We start from the raw sequence: 18235 nt of genomic DNA, 5'->3' as shown, positions 1-18235 counted from the left end.
GTGTGCCGCATCACGGGGGGCAGGCGGCGGCGCTCAGAAGGACGGCCGATCCGCAATTCTGCCTTGGCGCCGAGGAACGCTATCGATCCTGCTGATGTCCCTGATGGGTGGTGTTGATTTTTATGTTGGCCTGTCGTCCCGTGCGGGTGGAGGCGTTCTTCTCCTTCGCAGAAGAGGCTTCCTCCGCATTGAGGCGCTCATTGTCGCCCGGGCCCTTGTCCGTTTGGTTGTCTTTCGGAATGGGGAGCGTTTTTCTGGTCATTTTGAACCTCGTTCGCATCTGGTGCTGATCGTTTCGATCGAACGACTCGAACCCTGCTTCCGAGCGATTGTTCCCGTCCGTTTCGTCGCGGTCGCTAATTTTCCGCGCGGCGTTTTCGGGGTTAATCGCTGCGCAGGAATTCCTCTTTGGCCTGAAGCCAGTCCTGCGTGCTGACGAGGGTCAATTGTGCCGCGAAACGGCCCCTCAATACCGTCAGCGAGGCATCATGCGTTGCATCGCGCGCGCTGCAGACGGCGTCCTCAAGAAGGAAGATGCGATACCCCAGATCCACCGCCCCCAGCACGGTTGCGAGCACGCAGACATCCGTTTCCCCACCGGATATGACAAGCGTGCCGACCCCTTGGCCTACGAGTTTTCGGTGCAGGCGACCATCCGTCCAGGGGGAATAGGTGGTTTTCAGGAATTCTTCCGCAGGTGGAACGTAGCCCGCGAACTCGCGGACGATATCGGTCATTTCGGGGCGAAGATACTCGCCGGTCATCATCCACCATTTCTCATAATAACGCCCCCACCGCCCCGAGGCGGCGTCGGCATCCGGCGGTGGGATGAAGCGGGTGAAAACGGTCGTGTGCGGCGAGTTCTCAACCACCCGCCCGACATTGTCGATGATGCGCGGCATCCAGTCCACGTGCCATGGCGTCTCTTCCGCAAACATGCGCTGCATGTCGATGCAAAGATGACACCACCGGGGAAAGAGGCCCTCTTCAGAATTCATGGGAATGTCCGAATGATTTGTGGGTCAGCTACGGTCAGCTAACAATCCGGTCCGCCGAAAGTTCCGCCCGCACGGCCGCCTTAGCCCGGCCGCATCGACGACCCAAGGGCCTACGCCCGGCGTTGGCCGGTGCGCCTCATTCTGAAATAAAGCGCCGACATTTCGTGGAGTTTGCCGGGATCGACAATGCCGCGATTATACATTTTGAGGACGTAACGGGCGACGTCCTCCAAGCAAAGGCTGGGATCGTGCTCTCCGGCCAGGACGCTATCATAAGCCGACTTGACCGTATTGATATCGTCATTCAGGAAGATACCCGAACTCTGATAGGCGCGATAGGCGGACAATTTCACCTCCTTGGCGGCTGCGTTTTGCGAGGCCGAAAAAAGGGATCACATGTCTATCTTATACGGAAAAGAGTGGAGGTAAATGGTCGTGACCGTACCGAAGGCGCCGATCTGCCTATAATGCGAGATTATGTCTTCCGGCCACTTCGGATATCTGCGCATGAAAGCGCGCGAATACCCGCGCACTTTCCTCCTCTGCCAGCCCGTAATATTCCTGCGCATATGTTTCCAGCGCTTGCCGGTCCCTTATGGTGATTTTCGCTCTCTCGGCGCGGATCAGGCGTTCGCTTTCGAGGACGTGCAGGGCATCCGTCACGCTCGGGCGCCTCACCGCCAGCATTAGCGAGAGAAAATCGTGGGTCAACTGTAGCTGGTCGCCACGCACGCGGTCGTGACACATCAGGAGCCAACGCGCCAGGCGCTGGCTGACCGTGCCTGTGGCGTTGGCGGCGGCCGTGCATTCCACCTGCGTCCTCGCGACGTGCGAGGCGCAGATCACGATGTCCGAGAATATTTGATGTTTCGCCATCAGGCTGCGGAAAACCTCCATGTCCATAGCCACCGCCTTGCCCGGCGCCTGAACGACGATCTCGGTTAAGTTCTCCTCCGCGCCGGCGAGTGCACCGGTGGGTATGAAACCTTCATGTCCGACGATGCCGCTCTCGGTTTTCCGTCCTGATCTGGAAACTACAACGATGGATGCTATGCCCGAGGCGAGAAAAAGCACGCGATCGATGCGCTGACCGGCTGAGAAAAGTTTGTCGCCAAGCGAAAGTGTCAACGATGTCGACGCCTTCAGCACCTCGCTCCGGATTTCCGCATCAAGAAGGGAAAGGAGGAAACCCGTTTCTTCCCGCCCGTTGCTCCGCTCCAGCATAACACTTTGCCTCGCTAGTGTCTTATGCCCCCTCCCTGCGCCATCAAGGCGGAGACAATGTTGTCTATGTCCTCTGAACGTGCGGAGAGCACAAAAGGTCCCGGTTCGCTCTCGAAGACCGGTCGGGGCACGAAAAACAGGTAGGGAACGGCCTTCTCTTCAAGCTGATCGGTCAGACGAAGCATGATCTCCGCCTCGTAGCGGACATCGATGATGGCGGCGGAAAACAGCAGCGTATCGTCATTTTCCATAACGTCGGCCGGGTAGGGACCTATCAGGCCGACCTGCGCTCGGGACCAGGCTTTTGCTATTTCCGGTGTGACTGTGTCGGCCGCGCCGATGACCATTATAGGGAGACGCTTGATAGTCTGCATGCCTTGCTCCTCGCACGCCACCGGCAATGCGTATCTCTATTCAATACTATAATGTCTAACTAACCGTAGTCGGTTCATCCGATTTCATCAAATATATGCGAGACGGCACTACTGTGTAGTTCTGAACATGCACCGGCGATGAACGCGGCACGTCCGGATGCGCTTTTTTCAGGTCTTTTCAGCCAGAGCGGAACAATTCTGGGCACTCGGGGTTCGGGGCGTCGTTCACTCAAGGAGACGTAAATGGCTAGTCAAAAAACGCTCGACGATCTGTTTCTGGATGGCCTGAAGGACATCTATTATGCGGAAAAACAGATACTCAAGGCCTTGCCGAAAATGGCGCGCGCCGCGCAGCTCGAAGAGGCGAAACAGGGTTTCCTGCAGCACCGGGATGAGACGCAAGGCCAGATCGAGCGTCTGGAGCGCGTGTTCGAAATCATCGGCAAGAATGCGCGCGGCAAGACGTGCGAGGCCATTCAGGGCATTATTGCGGAAGCCGAGGAAATCATCGAATCCTTCAAGGATTCGCCGGCGCTCGACGCGGGCCTGATTGCCTCCGCGCAGGCCGTCGAACATTACGAGATTGCCCGTTATGGCACTCTGGTGGCGTGGGCGGGCCAGCTGGGCATCGATGAAGGCGTTCCGCTGCTTCAGGCAAACCTCGACGAAGAAGGCGCAACCGACAAAAAACTGACGAAACTCGCCGCGACGGTAGCCAACCCGAAAAGCCAGAAAGCTGCCTGACGGAATAGCGCTGGATCCGTCTTCCGCATTTCGGATGCGAAAGTCGACCCGTAAGTGACGGCGCGGGCTGTTTCCGCGCCCGAACCCTGCATGGTCCACGACCGCGTGGCAAACGCCACGGCGATGGAGAAAAAGATGACGACAATTCCGCTGCTCGGCGCATATCCGCTTGAAATTTCTCTGGGCGGCCGCTGCTTCAACGTTTCTGGCGTGGATGAGGCGGTTCGTTTGCTGGAGGAGGAATGGCCTGAAAAGGCAGGCGTCCATTACGCTCGGGCTTTGAGGAGTTGCCGCCTGGCCATGTTGAGAAATGGCTCTTCGGCGGTTGCGAGGGAGCATTTGATTGCAGCATGTCTTGAGGCCGGTATTCCGCTTGGCCCATCGTCAGGTATCGAAAATACTCAGCTGCCGCTCTTTCCGGGGGCGAAAGCCGGCGGCAAAGGGAGTTTGGCGGCCGCGCCCCGCCGCTGAGACCCGGAACAGAAAGCACGAGGACAAGATGGCCGAGCCACGCGACCGCATAAAACCGGAAGAGGACCTCAATCGCCCTGTCAGTGAGGAGTTCGATTCCAAATATTCGCCCGTCGGCGTCGATGACGGTGCCTTTCGCGGACGGAAGCGAACATGGAAGAGGATGATGATCTATGCTTTGGTCATCTTCGCACTGGCTATCGTGATTGCATTATCTTTCCTTGTCGGTACGCATCCTGGCCGCGCATCCTGACAAGTATCCCGCGAGGAGAGGCAGATGAGCGAACGGACAGACGAAAAATCGATCTATTGGACGATTGTCGGCGCAGACACCAATACCAATGAGGGGCTGGCGCGATTGCTTGGCGTCATCCTGGTCTTCATCCTTATCGGCGGCTTTCTCGTCTGGCTGCTGGCCGGCTGAACCGGCGCCTAGCGGATAGATGGAGCGATCCCGTCCGGCATCTTTTCCGGACGGCATCCATACCGTATCCCTCAAAATTTTCCAGTGACCAGGTCCCGGCCTTCAATCGAGACCGGCGTGTTTATTTCCCCCCGCCTGCGTTTCAAGGGAATGTCCACCTGGTAAGGCGCGGCGACTGTCAGCCGGAACGCTTCACCGTTTCGGCGCGATACCGCCCGGTCGGTCGCCATGACGTCCGTCGTCGAGTGACGCAGTGGCATGGCTTCGTCCACAAGGATGAAGTCCATGTGCCGCGTCTTCGCCGATGTTACCGCGAGATAACGGCTTGGATAAACAGCCTCCATGACATTGCCGACCAGAACGGCCCAGCCATTTTCATGTGCCATGATCTCACATTCGATCTTCTTCTTCATTGCCATCAATCCTCCCTTTCGGCAGTGCCTAACCACGCTTGAAGAAGCTTGTTCCCGCGGCTGGAAATGATTACTGGCAGCAGACCGCTTATTCTGCCGCCGCCAGAAATTTCCTTATCTTGCGCAGATCGGCGACGAAGGCCTGCCGTTGTAGTCGCGCCTCGTCGCGGTCGCGAAGGCGCAGCAGGTAGGAAGGGTGAATGGTCACGAGAAGGCGTGTTCCGCCAGGGGTGGTGGAGAAATGCCCCCGCTCCGTGGTGACTCCGCTGGTACGGCCGGTGAGCGAATAAAAAGCCGTCGCGCCCATGGCGACGATCAGCTCTGGTTTGAGTAACCGCAGTTCCGCTCCCAGCCACCAGGCGCAGCGCTGCACTTCCCCGCTGTTGGGGCGCGCATGGAGCCGCCGTTTGCCTCTTTGTTCAAACTTGAAATGCTTGACGGCATTGGTGACATAACATTGCGAGCGATCGACGTCTGCTTCCTGCAGGCATGCGTCTAGCAGCCGGCCCGCGGGGCCGACAAATGGATGGCCCTTCAGGTCTTCGTCATTGCCGGGCTGTTCGCCGACAAGCACGACACTCGCATCGTTTCTGCCCTCGCCAAAAACCAGCTGGGTCGCATTCCTGTAAAGATCGCAACGTTCGCAGCCTTCGGCCTGTCTGTGCAATGCAGCGAGTGAAGGCGCTTCGGCATGATCGGGCTGAAAGGCCGGTGGGGGGCGGTTCTTGCGGGCCGCGGTCGGCACGGGTCTATTCTCCCGGCGGCGGCTCTGCCGCATAGTGGCGTGCCCCGCGCCGGCATAGATAAACCTCCCGTTCCGGATGTCGCTCTATGATGAAGCCGGCGCTGCGAAGCATTGCCTCCACCGCGGCCCTGTTGGGTATGAACCAGTTCGTCGGATCAGCCGCATACCGTTCCTCCACGAAAAACAGTTTGGGATAGGCGGGGTCCTCGAACATGGCCCATTCGGAAAACGGGTAATCTTCTTCGAGGTCGGGTATTCTCCCGTCACCCCGCTGAAGCGACTGGAAGAGCATCATATCGGCTGCGACATGTTCGTGGATGAGATCGAGCGCCAGAAGCGGATGCCGCAGATGGTAAAACACGCCCATGAAGATCACGAGGTCAAAACGCTCTTCAAGCCTGGCCACGTCATAAACCGACAATTGCCGGAACTCTATGTCGAGTCCGGATTGCTCGGCGACAAAGCGGGCCTGGGCGAGATAGTGCGGGTCGGCATCGATGCCGACGACACGCCCGGCATTGCGACGTTTCATTTCCACGCTGTAAAACCCGGCATTACATCCGATATCGAGAACGCTGCGACCGCCGAGATCTTCTGGAATGATGTGGCGAAACCCCTCCCACTTAAATGCCGGGTAGTTGCCGAGAAAGTGGTCTGGCGCTGTTTCCACGCCTGCGATCGCCATGTTCTGGAACCAGGGCCCGAGATCCTCGATCTGCTTTTCCAGTTTCCGGCGCATGGTCATGGTCCCAGCACCGCGCCGGCGGCGATTGCTCCGCTGCCTGCCGGGGGCGCTCCTGCCTTGGAGTTTCCGCCAGCCAGGGCGAAGGCGAACCAGTCCGCTGTGTGGCGAAGGCCCTCGGTGAGCGGCACTTGCGGCGCCCAGCGAAGCAGTTCCCGGGCGCGGGAAATATCCGGCCGCCGCCGTCGCGGGTCGTCAGTCGGGAGGGGACGGTGTACCAGTACCGACCGCGTGGGAACTGTCAGAAGAACGAGGTCGGCCAGCTGTCTGATCGTGAATTCGCCGGGATTGCCAAGATTGACGGGAACGCCCGGATTGGGGTCGACATCCATGAGTGCGATCAAACCCGTGACGAGATCGCTCACATAACAGAAAGAACGTGTCTGCTCGCCCGTCCCGTAGATTGTCAGCGGCTCGCCCGCAATCGCCTGCACGAGCAGATTGGACACGATACGCCCGTCATCCGGTCGCATGCGCGGCCCATAGGTGTTGAATATCCGGGCGATGCGTGCGTCGACCTTGCCCGCACGCAAAAGATCGAAGCACAGCGCTTCCGCCGCGCGTTTTCCTTCGTCGTAACAGGCACGGGGGCCCGTGCAGCTCACATTGCCGCGGTAGTCTTCGCGCTGCGGATGTTCGTCCGGGTCGCCATAGACTTCGCTCGTGGAAGCCTGGAGGAAGGAGGCGCCATGGTGTTGCGCGAGAGCAAGAAGATTGCCGGTGCCTGAAACGCAGGTCATCATCGTATGAACGGGATCGGCCTGATATTGCGGCGGGGACGCCGCACAGGCGAGATTATAGATCTGCTGAACCGGTTCATCGATGTCCCGCAATTCGCATATGTCGGATTCGATAAGCCGGAAACGTGGATGATTGACAAGCGGGCGGACATTCGACCTCGAACCGGTCAGGAAGCTGTCGACGCAGATGACCCTGTCGCCGCGTGCAAGCAGCGCGTCACAGAGATGCGAACCCACAAAGCCGCCGCCACCTGCGACAACAACCGTTCTAGTACCTTGATTTCGCTGCGGCATACTCGCTCTCCCTGTTCTGGAGCCTGAAGGGGTGTTTCGCCGTTTCCGGAACCCTCGCCGGTATTCCGGTGAGATATGATGTCAGTTCGGCGGCCCTTGTTTCGCCGGTGTGGTGCTTGAGAATCCGTCGCTGGGCGTGAGCCGCCATGGCTTGTCTGCGTTCTGCCCCTACGGAAGTTAGTGCATGCACCACCTGTTCCGTGTTGCGGGCAATGAGAACGGCTTCATTTTCGGGCAGAAGGTCTGCGAGGCCCGGCCAGAAGTCGCTAATGATCGGCGTGCCGCATGCAGCGGCCTCGAAAAGACGGACGCTCGGCGACCAGCCGGCCGCAACCATATCGGCGCGCGTGATGTTCAGCGTGAAACGCTGGCAGCTATAAAATGCCGAATGTTTTTCAGGCGGCAGATGTTCGATGCGCTCGACATTTTCCGGCCAGTCGATGTTGCCGGGATATTGCGGGCCGGCGACAACGAACCGCATGTGGGGCAACCGGCGTGCCGGTTCGATCAGCAGCGCTTCAAGTTTCGGCTGGCGATCCCGGCTATAGGTGCCGAGGTAACCGAGATCCCACCGGGTTTCGTCGCCAGATTTCCGGTAACGGGCCGCATCGACAGAGCAGTAGAGCGCTTCCGCGCGCTGCGCGCCATATTGCCGTTCAAGGCGATGCAACGTGTCGCCGCCGGTGAAGGAAAAATAGATGTCGAACAGGGGGATCTGCCTTCGGGCGAGATATTCTTCGTCGTTCCTGTTGAGTTTCTCAAGAGTTACCGGCGTATCGATATCATAGAAGCAGAGCCGTTTCGGTCCGAGCGCCTTGACGGCGTCGATGACGCCGACCCCATCCGGCACATAGGATCCGACGATGACAGCATCCGCCTCCCGCAGCCGCTGCGCATACTCCTGCGTCACGGCGATCGGGTCATCGTAATAGACGAGCTCGCAGAAATCGGGAGCGGGCAAATCGCGTTTTGTCGCATACCACGGCGTGTCGCGCTCCAGAAAGAGCACCCGGTGGCCAGCCGCGGCGAGACCGCGAATGAGCGAGCGGAAGGTTGTGGCATGGCCGTTGCCCCATGATGACGAAAGGCTGAGGCCCAGGAAGACGATGTCGAGCGGTTTTATCATTCCGCCGCCTCCACGCTCATGGCACTGCGGGCGCGAAACAATCGGTCCACGTCCTCGGCGCGATGTTCATAGGTATGTTCGTGTCGCACTCTTGTCGAGGCGCGCTCGCCGATGGCGGCCGCCCTTGCAGGGGTGAGCGCCAACAGGATATCGATGACATCCTTGCCGTCGCGTGCGATCAGGATTTCCTCCTCGGGTTTCAGAAAAAGGTCGATACCGTCCCAATGGTCGGTGATGATACAGGCGGCAGCCCCCGCGGCCTCGAAGACACGGGTGGCGGGCGAGAACCCGTTCTGGGCCATCGAAGCGCGCGAGACGTTCAGGACCGCTTTGGGCGTCGCGTTGAAGGCATTGTGGTCGCGGGTGGAAACATGTCCGACATAGCGGATGTTCGGGGACATCGCCTTTCCTTGCCAGCCCGATCCGCCGAGCAGGAAGGTTTCTTTATCGAGACGTGCGGCCGGCTCGAGGAAGAATGTCTCGACCCTTTCCTCACGATCCGGAAGGCGGTTTCCCAGAAATCCCAGAGAGGCCGCGAAGCGCGGGTCGAGTGGAACGGGGTGATGGGTTTCGGGATCGAGTGCATTATAGACGGGGATACAGTCTCTGGCGCCGAGCGACCGATAGGCGTCGATCACCGGCTCGCCGCCGCCATAAGTCAGCACAAGATCCGTCCGGGCCAGTGCATGGCGCAACGGGTGGTCCGGGGAGGTCCGCAGTTCGGCAAGCGTGGCCGGGGCGTCGACATCCCAGAAAATCGTCAGCGCATTCTCGCGGGCGTGATCCAGCACCTCGGCCATCAACAGATCATCCTCAAACCCGACGCCGCTTGCCTTGACGACGATGTCGGCCTCCGCCGCGCGGCTTGCAGCCTGCCGCAGCGCGCTGACGGTTCCTTCATAAACAACGACCCTGCACCAGTCCGGCGGGTCGATATCGCGGTTCTTCTGCCGGTCGAATATGTCGGGCTCATAGAAGGTGATATCGTAACCTCTTGTCGCCAGGGCCTTCAGCAATCCGCGATAGTAGGTGGCGGCGCCGTTCCAGTAGGCGGAGAGGAGGCTCGATCCGTAAAAGGCGATCTTCATTGTGCTGCCTCCCGTGCGGACAATGCGTCATCGACGCGTGCAGGACCGCAGGCCCTGAGGATTTCGAAAAGCTCGTCAACGCGGTGGCGGCATGTATGCCGGGTGCGTATGGTTTCGAGACCGGAGCTGACGAGATGTCCGGCCAGCTCATGATCGGCAAGGACGCTGCGAAGCTGTCGCGCCATCGCCTCCCCGGAACTGACGGAGAGATAATCCTCGCCCGCACGGAATAGCCCTTCGCAATCGTCCCAGGGGGCCGAAATGAGAGGAATGCCGCAGGCGAGGGCTTCGAACATGCGAATGGTCGGAATGCCGGGCAGATGCTCGACGTAGGGCCGGCGTGGAATGTGAACGGTCACCCTGTTCTGCGCAAAGGCGCCGGGCACGGAAGCGTTGGCGATCCATCCTCCATAGGCGATCCCCGCCCGTTTCAGAGCATCCAGCGCATCTTGCGGGTAACGAACCCCGCGCACCGTCGTCTTGAGGCCGAGTTCCGCCGCCGGGCGGACGAGATATTCACCGATTTCGGCCGTCCGTTCGTCATCGCCCCAGTTCCCGATCCAGATCAGATCGCCAGTCTTCTCTGCCGATGGCTGTGGCCTGAAGATAGTGTCGTCAGCGGCCTCATGCCATGTGAAGACGTTGCGTCCCCAGCCGGCGTCCAGATAGCGCTGGCGTAATGTCTCACCGAAAACAAGAACACCGTCAAAGGCAGAAAGATCAAGGCCAGCAATGTCACCGTCGGTCGAGACTGCGCGGTGATGCGTGTCGTGAAACAGGAGTGTGAAGGTCGCGCCCGACTGCCGCAGGCGGCCGAGATGCGCAATCGTTGCCGGTTCCGTCCATTCATGCACGATGACGACATCGGCATCATCAACCGCCGTCTCGTGATCGAAATCCTCGTCATAGATGACGGACCGCAGATCGGGAAAGGTATCGTGAAAGGCGGCGATAGCGGCGCTGCCCTGATCGGCCTCCAGATTTTTACGGCTCCACGATCCGGCGGGCTCGAGCGCGATGGCGACATGTCCGCGCCGCAAGAGATCGCGCATGATCCCCCGCAGGAAATGCGCATTGCCGTGGTTCCAGTCCGAGATCAGAGAGTGCGTATAAAAGACGAACTTCATGGTCTACTCCGCAGCTGTGAGGAGGCGGGGCGAACGTGCCGCCGCGCGATAGTGATCGAGCATGGCGTCGCACTGCGCCTTGCGGGTGAAGGTCCCGGAGCGCAGCAGCGCCTGCGTCGCCAGCCTCTCCCGTAGAGCTTCATCGCCCGCAAGACGGTTCAGGGCGGCGGCGAACGCGGATGGATCGCGTGGCGAAGCAAAGAGTGCGGCGCCACCCCATAATTCGCGGTATGTCGGGATGTCCGCCAGAACTAGCGCGCAGCCGCTTTTTGCGGCTTCGAGCGCGGCAAGGCCGAAAGGTTCATAAATGGAGGGCGAGACGAATACCGCGGCTTCGCGCATCAGCTTCAGGATCTCGGAATGTGCACATTCCCCGACCGGGCGGGCATTGGCGATATCCAGATGCTGGCCGTTCGGACCGCTCGTCGAACCGGCCATAAAAATGGGCCAGAGTGTATCCCTCGCTGCCTGGACGAGAACCGCACCGTTCTTCCCCTCGTCCCACCAGCGTCCCGCTGCCACCACGATATCGCCTTTGTCCCCGGTTTGCGGTACGTCGTCGCTCGCATTGTGGACGACCTGAAGAGAGGGTAACGGCCCATAGACCGCCCTCACGTTTTCTGCATGGCTCCGGCTCGGAACCAGAACGAGATCGGCCTGGTTGAGGCCCCGGCGGCCCAGTTCCTCATGCCACGCCCAGTCGGGTGGCGGCTTTGTTCCACGCACGGCGGAAAACCACGTCGGTATGCAGGAATGCGACACCACCACCACCGGCTTTGCGACAGCAAGCCCGGCGGCCTGCGACGGCAGGTTGAGGTGCAGCAGATCGACGTCGTGCAGTCGGACGACCTCTTCGATCATGGCCGGTATGGCGGAGAGTTGTGCCGGGTCGTTCGCCATCCAGTCGAGCGGCGCATCCAGCCAGAGGAGCCGGCAATTCCGGGGTATCTCGAGGATCTGTTCGGCCGTTGGAGGTGGCCCAAAACCGGTCAGGATAATTTTTATATCCTCGTCCTCAAGCCCGGCCGCGAGATCGAGCGCGTAACGCCAGACGCCTCCGACCGCGTCGACGGTAACGAGAATGGTCCGGATCCGCCTGTTAATCGCCGGCGGTATCATGCGCGCCTCCTGCCGGCATCGACTGGCGAGGCCATGTCACGAAACCGGCTTTCGATCAGCCATGCCGCGAGATCGCGAAGCCCGGAACGCCAGGGTGTGCTGGCTTGCCATCCCAGCATCCGTTGTAGTTTTCGGGTGTCTGCGACGAAAAACAGCTGATCGCCGGCGCGCCAGTCGCCGAAATGAATGTCGGCCTCGCGTCCGATCACAGCCTCGATTTCCCGGATCACTTCCAAGACGCTGACGGCGTTGAGCGGACCACCTCCAAGATTGAAGGCTTCACCTGTCACGGTCGCGATGTTCAGAAGCGCCGCACGATAGGCCGCGACCGCGTCCTTGACATGAAGGACATCGCGGACCTGCCTGCCGTCGCCATAGATTGATACCGGTTCGTTCGCCAGCAGCCGAAGCAGAAAATGCGCAACCCAGCCCTGATCCTCGGTACCGAACTGGCGCGGGCCATAAATGCAGCTCATGCGAAGCACGCTGGTGGGAATGCCGAAGGAGTGGGCGTAATCCAGCACATACTGATCCGCCACGCCCTTCGAACAGCCATAAGGCGTGCAGAAGGCCAGCGGACGGTCCTCGTCTATTCCAACGGCGCGTATATCCTCATCAGCTGGAAGATAGCGGTCGCCGGCCTCGATCATGTCAAGATCGTCGAGAGCGCCATAGACCTTGTTGGTGCTGGCGAAGATGACGCCAGCCCTGCGACCTGCCCTGCGCACCGCCTCCAGCACATTGAGCGTGCCGCGCCCGTTCGTTTCGAAATCGTCCGGCGGATGGGCGAGGCTGGTCGTTACCGCCGTCTGGGCGGCCAGATGAAAGACCGCTTTTGCATCGGTAAACACCGCGTCGATACCATTGAAATCGCGGACATCGGCAAGAACCGGATGAACCCTGTCGCGATGCCGCTCCATCAGCCATGCGAGGTTCTGATCGACGCCCGGGCGTTGAAGATTGTCGAGAATGACGACATCCTCGCCATCCCTGAGGAAACTGTCCGCCAGGTTGGACCCGATGAAACCGCTGCCGCCGGTAATGACGATGGGTGCCGCATGGGTGGCAAGACGCGGCGTCGCGAGCCGCGTTACGTCCGCCAGCCGGTCAATGCCACCTTCGGTCAGCAGGCGCGCCAGGAGTTTGGGCTGATTGTCATGAGTGACGGCGCCGAGATGGTAGTGTCTGGGGTCAAACCAGAGGCCCTCCTGTACCGCGACGTCGGGCGGCACATCCTGCCAAGCATACCAGTACATCCGGTCGGCGTCGACGTTGAGCGCCACCATGAAGCGCCTTGCCTGCTCGATTTCGTCTTTGCGCCAGGTCGAATAACCGGTTTCCGTGATCCAGATTTCCGCACCGGGATTGTAGCGGTCGAGAACCTTGCGCATTTCGCCGAGATGCATGTCCCAACCGCCCCACGCACCCTGTTCGCTGTCCCATGTCCCGGGAAAACCGTGAAAACCCACGGCGTCCACGACGCCAAGAACGCCGCGTTCCCCCATGAGGTTCAGCCAGAACGGATCGAACGGGCAGGGGCCGCCAAGGACGGGCTTGAAGCCCCGCTGTCTCGCCCAATAAGCCGCACCGCCCACCATTTCGCAAAACAGCATGAAGTCGCTGTCTTCCCGCCAGTCCCAGTCGAGCAGGTTGTTCGGTTCGTTCCACAATTCGATATGGGTGAAATGCCGCCCGTAACGGGTAAGGATGTGGTCGACAAAATCGGCATAGGATTTCAGTTCCACGGGCGCGCCGGACGAGCGCCCGGTGCGCGACATCGAGGGCGGGGTGTAGTGGATGCAGGGCAGAATTTCTATCTGGCCGGCGAGATGGGGGATGAGCCAGTCGAACCATTCCTCGCCACCGGGAGCCAGATACTCCGCCCAGGAGAGATGGGTGCGTAGATAGCTGGCGCCGCTGGCGCAGATATCCGGCAGGGCGGTTTTCGCCCTCTCATATTCGCCAGGGCGAAACCATTCCACGAAACCGAATTTCCGCGGCGGAACCGGCAGGCTGCTGACGCGCTCCGTCATGACACCAGCCCTCTTGCAAGCAGTTCCTGCTGCATCTGGGCGCCGCGGTCCTGTCCACCTGTGCTGCGCACCCAGGCGGCGAATGGGCCAAGGGAGGTTTCCAGACGATGGCGGGGCGTGAAGCCCAGAAGCTCCTGCGCTTTGGAAATGTCCGCGAAGCAGTTGCGGATATCCCCGGCCCGGGCCTGGAGCGTAATTTCCGGCGTGAGGTCGGGGCAATCCATCGCCTGCGCCAGAAGGGCGGCCACCTCGGCGATCGTGTAGGCTTGACCGCTGCCGACGTTGAAGACGTGGCCGGGTGCTGCGGGTTTCTCCAGCGCGAGACGGAAGGCGCGGGCAACATCCTGCACGTGAACGAAATCGCGGCGCTGCTCGCCGTCCTCGAAGATGATCGGGCGCTGGCCGTTGGAAAGGCGTGCTGCAAAATTCGCCAGTACACCGGTATAGGGGTTGGAAAGCGCCTGGCCCGCTCCGAAAACGTTGAAAAGACGCAAGGCCACCGCTTCAACCCCGTAGGCACGACCGAATATCAGCACCTGCTGCTCCTGCGAATATTTGGTCAGGGCATAGATCGAGGCCAGATCGACGGGCTTTTCCTCGTCCGTGGCGACTGGCGTCAGGCTGGCGCCATGGGCATCGGCGGGATCCCATATATGGCGCTTGACCAGATCGGCGCGCCGGCGCACGTGGCCCAGGATCGCGCCTTGGCGGTCGCGGTACAGCCCTTCGCCGTAAACGCTCATCGAGGAGGCCACAACGATCCTGCGGACGGGACGTTCGATCATGGCTTCAAGAAGAATGGCCGTGCCGAGATCATTGCTGCCGACATAACGGGCGATCTCGTACATGGACTGGCCGACACCCACTTCGGCCGCAAGATGCACCACGGCATCCACGCCATCCAGCGCGGCAATGACGGCGTTCTTGTCACGTATGTCGGCCTTGACGATGTCGGTGATATTTCCCGGCGCTGGGCCTCCGCTGCCGTGGACCTGGTCGATGAACGCGTCGAGAATGCGAACGCTGTGACCGTGATCGGCCAGTTCCGCCGCTACATGCCGGCCGATGAAACCGCCGCCGCCTGTTACGAGAATTGTCGCCATCTGAATATCCTTTGCCCGGTCGTCGGGGAGCGAATTGGGGGGCCCAACCGCAGACCGTTGCAAAAGTTCCTTCTTGAATGACTTCAATGTTGTCTTCTACTTCATCAATGACTTCTTCCGGAACCAAAGCCGTGCACTGTTGTTCGGCACCTCCGAGCCCGTTGTTTTGCTTCCGACGGGCATGCCTGCCGTAATCAGGACAAGGAGCGTTGTGATGAATCTCGTCGATAACCGTAGCAGCACCATGCAGGCTGCCGTCGTCACTGGCCCTGGAACGCTGCACGTCGAAGCCCATCCCCTTGCCGCGCCGGGACCGCATCAGGTTCGGATAAGGCTGGAAGGATGCGGCGTCTGCGCTTCCAATCTGACACCCTGGTCCGGTCCCGAATGGATGCAGTTTCCGACGGAGCCAGGCGGTCTCGGCCATGAGGGCTGGGGGGTGATTGACCGGGTGGGTACGGGTGTCGACGATCTCAAGGTCGGCGACAGGGTCGCGGCGTTGAGTTACCACGCCTATGCCAGCCATGATATTGCCGATGCCGGCCTCGTGGTGCGCCTGCCGTCCCAGCTGGATCGTCATCCATTTCCGGGCGAGCCCCTCGGCTGCGCCATGAACATTTTCGAACGCAGCGGGATTGAGGCAGGGCAGACGGTCGCCATCATCGGTATCGGCTTCATCGGCGCGTTGTTGACGCAGCTTGCCGCCCGCCGCGGGGCACGGGTCATTGCCATATCGCGGCGGCCTTTTTCGCTTGAAGTAGCGCACCGGATGGGCGCGACTGAGCTTGTCGAGATGGATGATCACTGGCGCATCATTGAATGTGTCAGGCAGTTGACTGACGGGCGCTTCTGCGATCGTGTCATCGAAGCGGTGGGCAAACAGTGGCCGCTTGATCTCGCAGGCGAACTGACGGCCGAACGCGGCCGGCTGATCATCGCCGGCTATCACCAGGACGGGCCGCGCCAGATCAATATGCAATTGTGGAACTGGCGCGGGCTTGATGTCATCAATGCGCATGAACGAGATCCGGCCATCTATATCACCGGAATGAGGAAGGCCGTGGCAGCGGTTGCCGCGGGCGAGCTCGATCCGTCGACATTGTATACTCACCGGTATACTCTGAATGATCTGGACCGGGCGCTGAACGATACCAGGGATCGACCCGAGGGTTTTCTCAAAGCGCTGATAACCTACCCATAAGCGAACCGTAAGGTCGCCGGCATTGATGGGATTTCTGGTTCTGCCCGGTTCGATCGCAAGGCAGCAAAGGTGCAAGGGTACGGAAACGTACATGGTATTTCCTTGCAATTTCAAGCTGCTAAGTTGCCGCCCGTTTGGTGTCGTCGAGCGAGGGGGAAGCGGGTAACGGTTATGCCTGGATCGAGTATTTTTGCGCGCAACCGATTGCTGAGGGCGTTGGGTGAAGTGGGCTTTTCGCGGCTGGTCGCCCGGATGGAGATGATCAATCTGCCCGTGGGCTATCAACTGGTCGGCGCCAACACGCCCATCTCGCGCGTCTGTTTCATTGAGAGCGGTATTGCTTCGTCCGTGGCCCGGACGGAAGGCGGCAAAAGCATGGAGAACATGCTTGTCGGCCGCGAGGGCATGACCGGATGGCCTGTTCTGCTCGGCGCGCGGACAACGCCCGACGAGACGACGATGGGCGTCGCGGGCGAGGGATTCGTCATCGCTGCAGCCGATCTCAGGCACGAGATGGAACGGGACGCACGCCTTCGCGACCTGTTGCTGGGATATATCAATATCTGTCTGCTTCAGGTGGGTCAGCTTGTCCTCGCAAACGGACAATATGCCCTGCGTGAAAGGCTGTCCCGCTGGCTGCTGATGTGCCACGACCGGCTCGACACCGATGATCTGCCCATTACGCATGAGTTCATGTCGAGTGTATTGGGGGTGCGACGGCCGGGAATCACCAATGAGCTGCATATCCTCGAGGGCATGCGGGCCATCAGGGCAACACGCGGCAATGTGCGAATCATCGATCGCAAGGTGCTCGAGGAGATAGCAGGGGTCACCTATGGTGTCCCCGAAAAGGAATATGAGAGCCTGATGGCGCAATGGCGGGCAGAGATTCCCGTTCCCTCAGGGCTTCCTGTCGAGGGCATCGGCGAAGGGAACCACTTTTAGGAGCTCGCGGGCCGAATCGCGAATGACGACGCATCCTTCGGAGATGTCGTGTCCCTGAAGGATCGCCTCGCTCATCAGTTCGCGCGCGTCCTTGCGGGCTTCCTCTATGGCCTGATCGAGCGAGGCGAGATCACTTCCCTCGTCATCATCGAGAATATGCTGGCCACTGACGATGCTGAAGAAAAACCTTGGCATTGAAGTGTCCCCAGAACCTGACGGCTTCCGGCGGGTTTTCGCCCGCCGCTAACCGAATTCCCGCAAAATTTGCGCCTGCTTTTCCAGCCGCCCGGCAAGCTCGGAGATGCTCATGTTCGTCGCACAGAGATGGATTGCGCATTCGAGGAACTGCAGCGACGACCGCCTCAGAAAGTCCTGCTGTTGCTCATACGCGATCCGGGAGATGCGATCGGGCTCATGGGGTTTGTCCGTCATCATCGTGCTCCACCAGTTTGTGTCAAAACCGCCTAACTTCGACCCGGCGGAATGGTTTCGAAAAATTCGCCCCGGTCGCCGGGCCGGGAACATTGCCCGGGCTGAGTGGTTCGGGATCAGCGAAACGACTCAGGAGGCAAAAATGGGTAATAACTCGCCAAGCGACGGTGCGCCGGGCACCACCGACCAATCACCGCGCTGGGAGGGGCCGGAAGAAAACAGGCCGCGCGGCTACCTGAAGCCCAAGGACGATCCAGAACGTGACAGGGACGCCGTGGGCGAAAATCTGCGCGATCCAAGGAAAAAACGCGTCTCCGACGCGATGAAGACCAAGGACGACCAATAGGACAGGAGGAAACGATGTCGACCTCGACAAAGACACCGGCAAGCATCCGCCAGGGCGGCCCCGGCGCGTCCCATGAAAACGCCAAGGCGCCGCTGGACATCAAGAAGCCGCCCGCAGACAGCGACAGGCGCTCCCAAAGCAAGGTCTCGGGTGGTGGCGGCGAGCGCGACAGCCACCACACGCATGATCCGGAGCGAAAATGACGCCGGTTCGGGAGAAGACCGATGAAAAAGGGCAAGAAGAAAAAGAAGTGGTCGCAGAAGGTAACCAGCGAAAGCGATGCGCTTGATCTCGAGAAGGATGTTTTCACGAAAAAGGATCCCACCGGCATTGCCCGGTCGCTGAAAGCCTCGGCGGAACACTCGACACGGCGCAAGGCCAATCCGTTCCGCTCGGCAATGTCGATGCTGGTTTTCTATATCAATCGGGCAGGTGGCAAACTTCCGAAGGAGCGTAAAGAGGTTCTGGAGGAGGCAAAGGACAAGCTGAGAAAGGAATTCGGCAAGTCATAATAGGGCGGTTTTCCGGGAATTCATCAGTCGGTGC

General features: G+C 60.2%; 26 protein-coding genes. 9 read left to right on the top strand and 17 right to left on the bottom strand.

What is annotated here, in order from left to right; translation table 11 throughout:
- Positions 1–79: 79 nt before the first annotated feature.
- The 5 genes from BLU28_RS15220 to BLU28_RS15200 all read right to left on the bottom strand — a co-directional run bounded on the left by BLU28_RS15220 (position 80) and on the right by BLU28_RS15200 (position 2596).
- Positions 80–262 carry a hypothetical protein gene (locus BLU28_RS15220; protein ID WP_004444486.1) on the bottom strand — a complete coding sequence of 61 codons (183 nt, stop codon included), beginning with the start codon at positions 260–262 and terminating at the stop codon, positions 80–82.
- A gap of 121 nt (positions 263–383) precedes the next feature.
- Positions 384–998, bottom strand: a complete 615-nt coding sequence (locus tag BLU28_RS15215) for a cysteine hydrolase family protein (RefSeq protein ID WP_022563917.1) — start codon at positions 996–998, stop codon at positions 384–386.
- Positions 999–1108: 110 nt separating this feature from the next.
- On the bottom strand, positions 1109–1345 hold the full coding sequence (locus tag BLU28_RS15210; RefSeq protein ID WP_022563918.1) for a hypothetical protein: 237 nt from the start codon (positions 1343–1345) through the stop codon (positions 1109–1111).
- 115 nt (positions 1346–1460) lie between these two features.
- The gene (locus BLU28_RS15205) at positions 1461–2222 is read right to left on the bottom strand and encodes a Crp/Fnr family transcriptional regulator (protein ID WP_022563919.1); all 762 of its coding nucleotides are present in this window, start codon (positions 2220–2222) and stop codon (positions 1461–1463) included.
- 14 nt (positions 2223–2236) lie between these two features.
- Positions 2237–2596 (bottom strand): hypothetical protein, encoded by a 360-nt coding sequence (locus BLU28_RS15200; RefSeq protein ID WP_022563920.1) that lies wholly within the window; start codon positions 2594–2596, stop codon positions 2237–2239.
- A 243-nt stretch (positions 2597–2839) separates the two neighbouring features.
- Here BLU28_RS15200 and BLU28_RS15195 point away from each other — a divergent pair, with 243 nt between their 5' ends.
- The 4 genes from BLU28_RS15195 (at position 2840) to BLU28_RS26345 (ending at position 4235) form a co-directional block, all read left to right on the top strand.
- Positions 2840–3340, top strand: a complete 501-nt coding sequence (locus tag BLU28_RS15195; protein WP_004444481.1) for a YciE/YciF ferroxidase family protein — start codon at positions 2840–2842, stop codon at positions 3338–3340.
- Positions 3341–3430: 90 nt separating this feature from the next.
- On the top strand, positions 3431–3811 hold the full coding sequence (locus BLU28_RS15190) for a DUF982 domain-containing protein (protein WP_139190403.1): 381 nt from the start codon (positions 3431–3433) through the stop codon (positions 3809–3811).
- Positions 3812–3839: 28 nt separating this feature from the next.
- Positions 3840–4064 carry a hypothetical protein gene (locus BLU28_RS15185; protein WP_006700497.1) on the top strand — a complete coding sequence of 75 codons (225 nt, stop codon included), beginning with the start codon at positions 3840–3842 and terminating at the stop codon, positions 4062–4064.
- Between the two features lie 24 nt (positions 4065–4088).
- Entirely contained in the window at positions 4089–4235 is a 147-nt protein-coding gene (locus BLU28_RS26345; protein WP_004444478.1) for a hypothetical protein, read from the top strand.
- 71 nt (positions 4236–4306) lie between these two features.
- On the opposite strand, the gene BLU28_RS15180 is transcribed toward BLU28_RS26345, so the two are convergent.
- The 10 genes from BLU28_RS15180 to BLU28_RS15135 all read right to left on the bottom strand — a co-directional run bounded on the left by BLU28_RS15180 (position 4307) and on the right by BLU28_RS15135 (position 14765).
- The gene (locus BLU28_RS15180; RefSeq protein WP_022563922.1) at positions 4307–4654 is read right to left on the bottom strand and encodes a hypothetical protein; all 348 of its coding nucleotides are present in this window, start codon (positions 4652–4654) and stop codon (positions 4307–4309) included.
- Between the two features lie 82 nt (positions 4655–4736).
- Positions 4737–5393: a UdgX family uracil-DNA binding protein gene (locus BLU28_RS15175; RefSeq protein WP_048902942.1), complete on the bottom strand. Its 657-nt coding sequence runs from the start codon at positions 5391–5393 to the stop codon at positions 4737–4739.
- A gap of 4 nt (positions 5394–5397) precedes the next feature.
- Complete coding sequence (locus BLU28_RS15170) at positions 5398–6132, bottom strand: TIGR04290 family methyltransferase (RefSeq protein WP_077987606.1); 735 nt, start codon at positions 6130–6132, stop codon at positions 5398–5400.
- Positions 6133–6134: 2 nt separating this feature from the next.
- Positions 6135–7169, bottom strand: a complete 1035-nt coding sequence (locus BLU28_RS15165; protein WP_022563925.1) for a UDP-glucuronic acid decarboxylase family protein — start codon at positions 7167–7169, stop codon at positions 6135–6137.
- Positions 7144–8295 (bottom strand): CgeB family protein, encoded by a 1152-nt coding sequence (locus BLU28_RS15160; RefSeq protein ID WP_022563926.1) that lies wholly within the window; start codon positions 8293–8295, stop codon positions 7144–7146. Before BLU28_RS15160 ends, BLU28_RS15165 begins: the two co-directional genes overlap by 26 nt.
- Positions 8292–9383, bottom strand: a complete 1092-nt coding sequence (locus tag BLU28_RS15155) for a CgeB family protein (RefSeq protein ID WP_022563927.1) — start codon at positions 9381–9383, stop codon at positions 8292–8294. Before BLU28_RS15155 ends, BLU28_RS15160 begins: the two co-directional genes overlap by 4 nt.
- Positions 9380–10510 carry a CgeB family protein gene (locus tag BLU28_RS15150; RefSeq protein ID WP_022563928.1) on the bottom strand — a complete coding sequence of 377 codons (1131 nt, stop codon included), beginning with the start codon at positions 10508–10510 and terminating at the stop codon, positions 9380–9382. The genes BLU28_RS15155 and BLU28_RS15150 overlap by 4 nt, the downstream gene beginning before the upstream one ends.
- Before the next feature lie 3 nt (positions 10511–10513).
- Positions 10514–11629 (bottom strand): glycosyltransferase, encoded by a 1116-nt coding sequence (locus BLU28_RS15145; RefSeq protein WP_022563929.1) that lies wholly within the window; start codon positions 11627–11629, stop codon positions 10514–10516.
- On the bottom strand, positions 11626–13662 hold the full coding sequence (locus tag BLU28_RS15140) for an NAD-dependent epimerase/dehydratase family protein (protein WP_077987588.1): 2037 nt from the start codon (positions 13660–13662) through the stop codon (positions 11626–11628). The genes BLU28_RS15145 and BLU28_RS15140 overlap by 4 nt, the downstream gene beginning before the upstream one ends.
- Positions 13659–14765 carry an NAD-dependent epimerase/dehydratase family protein gene (locus tag BLU28_RS15135; protein ID WP_022563931.1) on the bottom strand — a complete coding sequence of 369 codons (1107 nt, stop codon included), beginning with the start codon at positions 14763–14765 and terminating at the stop codon, positions 13659–13661. Before BLU28_RS15135 ends, BLU28_RS15140 begins: the two co-directional genes overlap by 4 nt.
- A 214-nt stretch (positions 14766–14979) precedes the next feature.
- Between BLU28_RS15135 and BLU28_RS15130 the strand changes: the two genes are divergently transcribed.
- On the top strand, positions 14980–15966 hold the full coding sequence (locus BLU28_RS15130) for an MDR/zinc-dependent alcohol dehydrogenase-like family protein (protein WP_022563932.1): 987 nt from the start codon (positions 14980–14982) through the stop codon (positions 15964–15966).
- Positions 15967–16137: 171 nt separating this feature from the next.
- Entirely contained in the window at positions 16138–16911 is a 774-nt protein-coding gene (locus BLU28_RS15125; protein ID WP_022563933.1) for a Crp/Fnr family transcriptional regulator, read from the top strand.
- On the opposite strand, the gene BLU28_RS15120 is transcribed toward BLU28_RS15125, so the two are convergent.
- Both BLU28_RS15120 and BLU28_RS15115 read right to left on the bottom strand, forming a co-directional pair.
- A complete protein-coding gene (locus BLU28_RS15120) occupies positions 16867–17106 on the bottom strand; it encodes a DUF6894 family protein (RefSeq protein ID WP_022563934.1) in 240 nt (79 codons plus the stop codon). The two genes, BLU28_RS15125 and BLU28_RS15120, sit on opposite strands and share 45 nt — an antisense overlap.
- A 48-nt stretch (positions 17107–17154) precedes the next feature.
- Positions 17155–17343 carry a hypothetical protein gene (locus tag BLU28_RS15115; RefSeq protein ID WP_006700508.1) on the bottom strand — a complete coding sequence of 63 codons (189 nt, stop codon included), beginning with the start codon at positions 17341–17343 and terminating at the stop codon, positions 17155–17157.
- A gap of 142 nt (positions 17344–17485) precedes the next feature.
- Between BLU28_RS15115 and BLU28_RS15110 the strand changes: the two genes are divergently transcribed.
- From BLU28_RS15110 to BLU28_RS15100, 3 genes are read left to right on the top strand one after another with little or no spacing between them, the layout of a single operon-like run.
- Positions 17486–17689 carry a hypothetical protein gene (locus tag BLU28_RS15110; RefSeq protein ID WP_022563935.1) on the top strand — a complete coding sequence of 68 codons (204 nt, stop codon included), beginning with the start codon at positions 17486–17488 and terminating at the stop codon, positions 17687–17689.
- A gap of 14 nt (positions 17690–17703) precedes the next feature.
- Positions 17704–17892, top strand: coding sequence for a hypothetical protein (locus BLU28_RS15105; RefSeq protein WP_006700510.1), 189 nt, complete (start codon positions 17704–17706; stop codon positions 17890–17892).
- Between the two features lie 21 nt (positions 17893–17913).
- Positions 17914–18201, top strand: a complete 288-nt coding sequence (locus BLU28_RS15100; RefSeq protein ID WP_006700511.1) for a DUF3175 domain-containing protein — start codon at positions 17914–17916, stop codon at positions 18199–18201.
- The last annotated feature ends 34 nt before the right edge of the window (positions 18202–18235 follow it).

This window comes from Agrobacterium pusense, from assembly GCF_900102105.1.
Taxonomy (GTDB): domain Bacteria; phylum Pseudomonadota; class Alphaproteobacteria; order Rhizobiales; family Rhizobiaceae; genus Agrobacterium; species Agrobacterium pusense.
The sequence above is the reverse complement of the archived record's forward strand: the minus strand, read 5'-3'. Positions and strand labels throughout refer to the sequence as shown.

Coding starts and splice junctions, on each gene's coding strand:
- BLU28_RS15220 (WP_004444486.1), bottom strand. CDS start 262: ATGACCAGAAAAACGCTCCCCATTCCGAAAGACAACCAAACGGACAAG.
- BLU28_RS15215 (WP_022563917.1), bottom strand. CDS start 998: ATGAATTCTGAAGAGGGCCTCTTTCCCCGGTGGTGTCATCTTTGCATC.
- BLU28_RS15205 (WP_022563919.1), bottom strand. CDS start 2,222: ATGCTGGAGCGGAGCAACGGGCGGGAAGAAACGGGTTTCCTCCTTTCC.
- BLU28_RS15200 (WP_022563920.1), bottom strand. CDS start 2,596: ATGCAGACTATCAAGCGTCTCCCTATAATGGTCATCGGCGCGGCCGAC.
- BLU28_RS15195 (WP_004444481.1), top strand. CDS start 2,840: ATGGCTAGTCAAAAAACGCTCGACGATCTGTTTCTGGATGGCCTGAAG.
- BLU28_RS15190 (WP_139190403.1), top strand. CDS start 3,431: ATGGTCCACGACCGCGTGGCAAACGCCACGGCGATGGAGAAAAAGATG.
- BLU28_RS15185 (WP_006700497.1), top strand. CDS start 3,840: ATGGCCGAGCCACGCGACCGCATAAAACCGGAAGAGGACCTCAATCGC.
- BLU28_RS26345 (WP_004444478.1), top strand. CDS start 4,089: ATGAGCGAACGGACAGACGAAAAATCGATCTATTGGACGATTGTCGGC.
- BLU28_RS15180 (WP_022563922.1), bottom strand. CDS start 4,654: ATGGCAATGAAGAAGAAGATCGAATGTGAGATCATGGCACATGAAAAT.
- BLU28_RS15170 (WP_077987606.1), bottom strand. CDS start 6,132: ATGCGCCGGAAACTGGAAAAGCAGATCGAGGATCTCGGGCCCTGGTTC.
- BLU28_RS15165 (WP_022563925.1), bottom strand. CDS start 7,169: ATGCCGCAGCGAAATCAAGGTACTAGAACGGTTGTTGTCGCAGGTGGC.
- BLU28_RS15160 (WP_022563926.1), bottom strand. CDS start 8,295: ATGATAAAACCGCTCGACATCGTCTTCCTGGGCCTCAGCCTTTCGTCA.
- BLU28_RS15155 (WP_022563927.1), bottom strand. CDS start 9,383: ATGAAGATCGCCTTTTACGGATCGAGCCTCCTCTCCGCCTACTGGAAC.
- BLU28_RS15150 (WP_022563928.1), bottom strand. CDS start 10,510: ATGAAGTTCGTCTTTTATACGCACTCTCTGATCTCGGACTGGAACCAC.
- BLU28_RS15145 (WP_022563929.1), bottom strand. CDS start 11,629: ATGATACCGCCGGCGATTAACAGGCGGATCCGGACCATTCTCGTTACC.
- BLU28_RS15140 (WP_077987588.1), bottom strand. CDS start 13,662: ATGACGGAGCGCGTCAGCAGCCTGCCGGTTCCGCCGCGGAAATTCGGT.
- BLU28_RS15135 (WP_022563931.1), bottom strand. CDS start 14,765: ATGGCGACAATTCTCGTAACAGGCGGCGGCGGTTTCATCGGCCGGCAT.
- BLU28_RS15130 (WP_022563932.1), top strand. CDS start 14,980: ATGAATCTCGTCGATAACCGTAGCAGCACCATGCAGGCTGCCGTCGTC.
- BLU28_RS15125 (WP_022563933.1), top strand. CDS start 16,138: ATGCCTGGATCGAGTATTTTTGCGCGCAACCGATTGCTGAGGGCGTTG.
- BLU28_RS15120 (WP_022563934.1), bottom strand. CDS start 17,106: ATGCCAAGGTTTTTCTTCAGCATCGTCAGTGGCCAGCATATTCTCGAT.
- BLU28_RS15115 (WP_006700508.1), bottom strand. CDS start 17,343: ATGACGGACAAACCCCATGAGCCCGATCGCATCTCCCGGATCGCGTAT.
- BLU28_RS15110 (WP_022563935.1), top strand. CDS start 17,486: ATGGGTAATAACTCGCCAAGCGACGGTGCGCCGGGCACCACCGACCAA.
- BLU28_RS15105 (WP_006700510.1), top strand. CDS start 17,704: ATGTCGACCTCGACAAAGACACCGGCAAGCATCCGCCAGGGCGGCCCC.
- BLU28_RS15100 (WP_006700511.1), top strand. CDS start 17,914: ATGAAAAAGGGCAAGAAGAAAAAGAAGTGGTCGCAGAAGGTAACCAGC.